We start from the raw sequence: 5,648 nt of genomic DNA, 5'->3' as shown, positions 1-5,648 counted from the left end.
AACTAAAAAAAAATGAAAGAAGAACTAGAAACAGTAATCCGTGAAAATTTAATCGAAATCATGCCTGAATTGGAAGACCAATCATTTTCCAACGAAGAAACATTTGTTGATCTGGGGGCAAACTCCCTTGATCGTGGAGAATTAATTACGTTGACTCTGGAACGTATTGGACTGGACATTTCAAGAATTGATTTTGTGAATGCAAAAACGATCGGAGAATTGGCGGATCTGATTGCCGAAAAACGTAAGGAATTAAACTAAGTGTATGAGTATCTCTGTTGAAATAACAGGAATAAGTGCAGTGACTCCAATTGGGGTTGGAATTGCTGAGTTTACAGATGGGCTGAAGAATGGACATACAAACTATACTTCTGTTAATCTGGAATTGGAAAATCAGCAGTTCCGGTTCCCAATAGCACAAAATCCGGATTTAGACATCAAAAAATATTTCCAGCAACACCCTTCAAATGATGAGCTTTTTAAAAAAGCAATTCGCCTGAGAAATCTTTCAAAAGGATTTCAAATGGGTATTTACACTGCACTTGATGCCTGGTGTAATGCTCGTTTGAATGATACACAGGTCGATCTTTCCCGTGTAGCAATTGTGGCCTGTGGAAGTAATTTTCAGGCAGGAAATCAATTTGAAACCATGGAGAAATACAGACTCAAACTTCAAAGTCTGTCTGCCAGCTATGGAATCAACTTTCTGGATACCGATATCGTTGGCACTATCAGTGAACTAATAGGAATAAAGGGAGAAGGTTATACTCTGGGAGCTGCTTCCGCAAGCGGGAATATGGGATTGGTACAGGGCAGCCGTTTAATCAGAACAGGTGAATACGATGTAGTAATTGTCGTTGCACCGATGATGGCTTTATCTATTTATGAATTTGTAGGATTTACCGAGATGGGTGCAATGGCAAAACTGAAAGATAATGGTGATCCTGCACACTTGTGCCGTCCTTTTGATAAAGAGCATGCAGGTTTTGTATTTGGAGAAAATGCAGCATGTGTTATTCTTGAATCTTCAGAACATGTGCAAAAACGGAATGCAGAATCATTAGCAGAAATCAGAGGATATGGGGTAGTACTGGATGCAAACAGAAATCCGAATCCGGATTTGAACGGTGAAGCTGCTGCAATGGGAAAAGCCCTGAAAATGGCAGAAATATCTGGTAATGAGATTAATTATGTCAATTCACATGGCAGTTCATCCCCATTAGGCGATCAGACTGAAGCCGAAGCACTGTTGCTTGCAGGATGCCATTCGGCGCTTGTTAATAGTACAAAATCGCTGATTGGACATGGTATTACTTCTGCGGGACTGGTAGAGGTAGTAGCAAGTGTCATTCAGATGAAAGAAGGATTTGTACATGAGTCACGAAATCTTGAATCTGCAGTAAAAAATAATATAAACTGGGCAAAGGCCCTTAACGATCAACGCCAATTGAGCTGGTGTATCAGCAATAGTTATGGATTTGGAGGCATCAATACCTCCATCGTATTAAAAAATAAAATAAATGAGAGCAGGAATTGAAAAAATGAACGTTTATTGTGGCTCTGCTGCCATTAATGTAAAAGAACTTGCCGTTCGAAGAAATCTGGATAATGAACGTTTCGAAAACCTCCTGATGAGAGAGAAAACGGTTCCTATGCCGTACGAAGATCCGGTTACAAATGCTGTGAATGCCGCAAAACCGATCATTGATCGCTTAAGTAAAGAGGAAAAGGAATCCATTGATATGGTGATTACCTGTACAGAATCCGGCTTGGATTTTGGTAAATCACTCAGTACCTATGTACATCACTACCTGGAGTTGGGCAGAAACTGTCGTTTATTTGAGATGAAAAACGCCTGTTATTCCGGGACTGCCGGATTCCAGATGGCCGTTAATTTCATTTTCTCGCAGGTTGCGCCAGGGAAAAAAGTATTGTTAATTGCAACGGATATTACAAGAGCGTCTGTAGTAGAAGGCCTTTCCGAATTAGGCTATGCAGAGCCAAGTTCCGGATCAGGAGCGGTAGCAATGCTGATCAGTGATAATCCCCTGATATTTGAAGTGGATAAAGGAGCCAATGGTTACTATGGCTATGAAGTGATGGATTCCTGCAGACCAATTCCGGATCATGAAGCCGGAAATGCTGATTTATCCTTGCTTTCATATCTTGATTGTTGTGAGAAAACGTTCCTGGAATATCAAAAAAGAGTTGAAAATGCCGATTATCAGGATTCGTTTGATTACCTGGTCTTCCATACTCCATTCGGCGGAATGGTGAAAGGAGCACATCGTACCAATATGCGAAAGTTCAAACGGGCTAAACCTAATGAAATTGAAACTGATTTTCAAGAGCGGGTTGAACCGTCGTTGCATTATTGTCAGCGTGTTGGAAATATCATGGGTGCTACAGCTCATCTTGCGTTAGCCAGTGCAATTGATAATGGTGATTTTTCTGTTCCGAAACGCTTAGGTATATTTTCTTACGGATCAGGATGCAGCTCTGAATTTTACAGTGGAGTAGTGACTCCGAAATCACAGGAAATATTAAGAGAATATGGTTTGAAAGAACATTTGAATGACCGTTATGTGATGACAATGGACGAATACGAAGAAGTTATCTATTCCAACAAAGATATCCGATTTGGATTGAGAGATCTGGAAATTGATTTTAATCGTTTCCCAAAACCATTTAATCATGTTAAAGGAAAAAACAAGTTGGTCTTTTCAGCAATCAAAGATTTTCATAGAAAATATGAATGGGTTTAACAGTATGACAGGAATTCTGCAGACAGTATTTTCTACGGTCAAACTCAGACAGGATGGAGGGACTGTAACCATTCGCATAGATCGGCCGGAAGCGCAAAATTCTATAAACAGTGTTTTGCTGTCCGAAATGAGAAGCATATTGACCGGAATTGAAGAAAATACAGAGATAAAAGTGGTTATTCTGGAAGGAACCAACGGTATTTTTTGCACTGGAATGGATTTCAGGGCATTAACATCTGATGTTGAAGGGAAACTGGCTTCAAGGGATTCGGAAGAATATTATGAATTATTGAAACAATTTTCATCAACAGGTAAAATCATTGTTTCCAAAGTAGATGGAAGGGTAAATGCAGGAGGTATTGGTTTGGTGGCTGCATCAGATATCGTTATTGCATCAGAGCGTTCCACATTTGCCCTGTCAGAAGCCTTATTTGGTTTGCTTCCAGCATGTGTACTGCCTTATTTGATCCGGAGAATAGGCTATCAAAAAGCATTAATGATGACACTCACCACTCAGGTATACCCATGTGAACGGGCCTATGAACTTGGCTTAATTGATGTGAAAACAAATGACCCGGATAATGAAGTACGTAAACTCTTACTTCGGCTGACGAAACTGGAAACACAAACCATCAAAGGTGCTAAAAATTATCTGGAAAAACTTTGGATTATTGATGAACAGACCAAACAACTTGCAGTAAATACTATTTCAGAACTTGCCGGATCGGATCAGGTACAGACGACAATTAAAAATTATCTATCAACAGGGCGTTTTCCCTGGGAAGGAAAGTAATATGAAAGAAACAAAGAAAAAATATGCCATTATTGGCGCAGGGTTTTCAGGGCTTGCTATGGCGAATGAACTGAAAAAATCAGACGTTGATTTTGTAGTTTACGATTCAAATTCACAAATCGGAGGAAACTGGTACAACATTGTCTACGAAAGCGGGCATACCATTACCCCTAAGAAGGTCATGGAATTTCCAGACTTTAAAATGCCGGAAAGTTTCCCTGTTTTTCCAAGTAAGAAACAAATTCAGGATTATCTTCAGGATTTTGTAAAACAAAAAGGATTGGAAAAACATCTCAGGCTCAATACCGGAATTCAATTAATCAAATGTTTGCCAGATGAGCGATGGCTTATTCAGTTCAGGGATGGTAATGAAGAAGAGTTTTCTGGAATTGTTCTGGCAATCGGTTTGTTTAGAATTCCTGTAATACCAAACTATGAAGGGACCTTTACAGGTGAAATCCTGCATTCTTCAGTATACAAAACACCGGAAATCCTGAAAGGGAAAAATGTATTGGTCGTAGGTGCAGGAAATTCAGGAGTGGATATCGTTGTTGAGTCCGGATTGAATGCCCAAACAACAGATGTGAGCCTGAGAGATACTCCATGGATTATTCCGAAAATGTTCAAGAAAAAGCCCATTACAGATTACCTTGGAATGAATGTTCCTTTGTGGATTAAAAAGCGCATTATCAAACATACTCACAATGTAATATTCGGAGATATTCGTGATTATGGGCTTCCAAAACCCAAACATGAATTATTTACCAAACCTCCAACGGTTAACGAGAGCTTTATTCACAGCATAAAACATGGGAAATTTGCCCTGAAACCTGAAATAAAAGGTTTTGATGGGAAGAATGTTCTGTTTGTGGATGGTACAGCTAAAGAATATGATTTGATCATTTTTGCTACAGGATACCGGCCCTCTTATCAGATCGTTGAACCTGGAGTGATCCCGGTTGAAGAAAATAGGCCTGCATTGGTTCACGGAATTTTTACTCCATTGGCTAAAGAATTTTATGTGATAGGCTCCGGAGTACCGAATAATGGTATTGGTCCTATTGTCTTTACCAACGCAAAACTGATTTCCAAAGCAATCCAATTGCAACAGAAAGAATCCAAACCGGTAGGTATCATCTATGCCGGTCTCGGCGAACGGACGAATCCGTTAAGAACAACGCCTAAAGCTTGTATCAAAAGATTTAGGAAACTCATAGAGAAAACTGATAGTCTTATCGCATTGCAAAAAAACTAAAAACATGTACGAAGAAAAAAAACTGGTAACAGACAATACTGTTGAATTATTTACAAGGCAATGGAGAGTGGAACAACCTATTGCAAATGTGGTTATCACACATGGATATACTGATCATAGCGGTCGCTATGAAGAGGTAGCTCGATACCTTAATCAGCATCAGATTTCTGTTTTTGCTTTCGATCTGAGAGGGCATGGTCAATCTACCGGAGAACGAACTGCTATTCAGTCATTTGATGAGTATGTTCATGATCTTGATCATTTTGTAAAAAGCCTTGGAACAGTTACACCCCTCTTCTTGTTGGGGCATAGTATGGGAGGATTAATCACTTACAAGTATGCTACAGGCAGTAAAACTCCCAATGTCCGTGGAATGATTCTAACATCTCCATCACTGATTCAAAATGCCTCGGCATCAAAACTGAAGATAAAAATTGTTCTTGCTCTGTCAAAACTCCTGGCACGCAAACGTTCTTCTGTCAAATTGAATGCATTGGCACTTTCGACAGACAAAGGAGTAATTGAAAAGTATAATAATGATCCACTTGTAGCTAATATTGGGGCAAAGTGGAAGTTTTTGGGAGAATTAATGCGTGCCATGAATACAGTTCCACCATCAATTAATCAAATGAAAATGCCATTTTTAGTATTTCATGATTTAAATGACCAATTATCAAATCCAGCCGGAAGTAAATTATTATTTGAAAAATCAACTTCTTCTGATAAAACGTTTGAAACTGTTGAAAACTGTGGTCATGAATTACTGCAGGGAGATAGAAGTATAGGGCAAAAAAGAATGATAATAGATTGGATAAAGAATAGATTATAATAAATT

General features: G+C 39.1%; 6 protein-coding genes. All 6 read left to right on the top strand.

Annotation, left to right across the window (positions count from 1 at the left end):
- The first annotated feature begins 12 nt into the window (after positions 1-12).
- Genes DRF65_RS19425 through DRF65_RS19400 form a run of 6 tightly spaced genes read left to right on the top strand, consistent with a single transcriptional unit; the run spans position 13 to position 5,642 of the window.
- The gene (locus tag DRF65_RS19425; protein WP_115972401.1) at positions 13-261 is read left to right on the top strand and encodes an acyl carrier protein; all 249 of its coding nucleotides are present in this window, start codon (positions 13-15) and stop codon (positions 259-261) included.
- Positions 262-265: 4 nt separating this feature from the next.
- Positions 266-1,537: a beta-ketoacyl synthase N-terminal-like domain-containing protein gene (locus tag DRF65_RS19420; protein WP_115972400.1), complete on the top strand. Its 1,272-nt coding sequence runs from the start codon at positions 266-268 to the stop codon at positions 1,535-1,537.
- A complete protein-coding gene (locus DRF65_RS19415) occupies positions 1,521-2,765 on the top strand; it encodes a hydroxymethylglutaryl-CoA synthase family protein (protein ID WP_115972399.1) in 1,245 nt (414 codons plus the stop codon). Before DRF65_RS19420 ends, DRF65_RS19415 begins: the two co-directional genes overlap by 17 nt.
- Entirely contained in the window at positions 2,752-3,558 is an 807-nt protein-coding gene (locus tag DRF65_RS19410; protein ID WP_228438815.1) for an enoyl-CoA hydratase/isomerase, read from the top strand. The genes DRF65_RS19415 and DRF65_RS19410 overlap by 14 nt, the downstream gene beginning before the upstream one ends.
- Position 3,559: 1 nt before the next feature.
- Complete coding sequence (locus DRF65_RS19405; RefSeq protein ID WP_115972398.1) at positions 3,560-4,813, top strand: flavin-containing monooxygenase; 1,254 nt, start codon at positions 3,560-3,562, stop codon at positions 4,811-4,813.
- A gap of 4 nt (positions 4,814-4,817) precedes the next feature.
- Positions 4,818-5,642 carry an alpha/beta hydrolase gene (locus DRF65_RS19400; protein WP_115972397.1) on the top strand — a complete coding sequence of 275 codons (825 nt, stop codon included), beginning with the start codon at positions 4,818-4,820 and terminating at the stop codon, positions 5,640-5,642.
- Positions 5,643-5,648: the final 6 nt, after the last annotated feature.

Source organism: Chryseobacterium pennae, assembly GCF_003385515.1.
Classification (GTDB): Bacteria; Bacteroidota; Bacteroidia; order Flavobacteriales; family Weeksellaceae; genus Chryseobacterium; species Chryseobacterium pennae.
Note: the sequence above shows the minus strand (reverse complement) of the source record. Positions and strands in the feature narration are given on the sequence as shown.

Bases quoted from the DNA above. Each gene is read 5' to 3' on its own strand.
- DRF65_RS19425 (WP_115972401.1), top strand. From the start codon at position 13: ATGAAAGAAGAACTAGAAACAGTAATCCGTGAAAATTTAATCGAAATC.
- DRF65_RS19420 (WP_115972400.1), top strand. From the start codon at position 266: ATGAGTATCTCTGTTGAAATAACAGGAATAAGTGCAGTGACTCCAATT.
- DRF65_RS19415 (WP_115972399.1), top strand. From the start codon at position 1,521: ATGAGAGCAGGAATTGAAAAAATGAACGTTTATTGTGGCTCTGCTGCC.
- DRF65_RS19410 (WP_228438815.1), top strand. From the start codon at position 2,752: ATGAATGGGTTTAACAGTATGACAGGAATTCTGCAGACAGTATTTTCT.
- DRF65_RS19405 (WP_115972398.1), top strand. From the start codon at position 3,560: ATGAAAGAAACAAAGAAAAAATATGCCATTATTGGCGCAGGGTTTTCA.
- DRF65_RS19400 (WP_115972397.1), top strand. From the start codon at position 4,818: ATGTACGAAGAAAAAAAACTGGTAACAGACAATACTGTTGAATTATTT.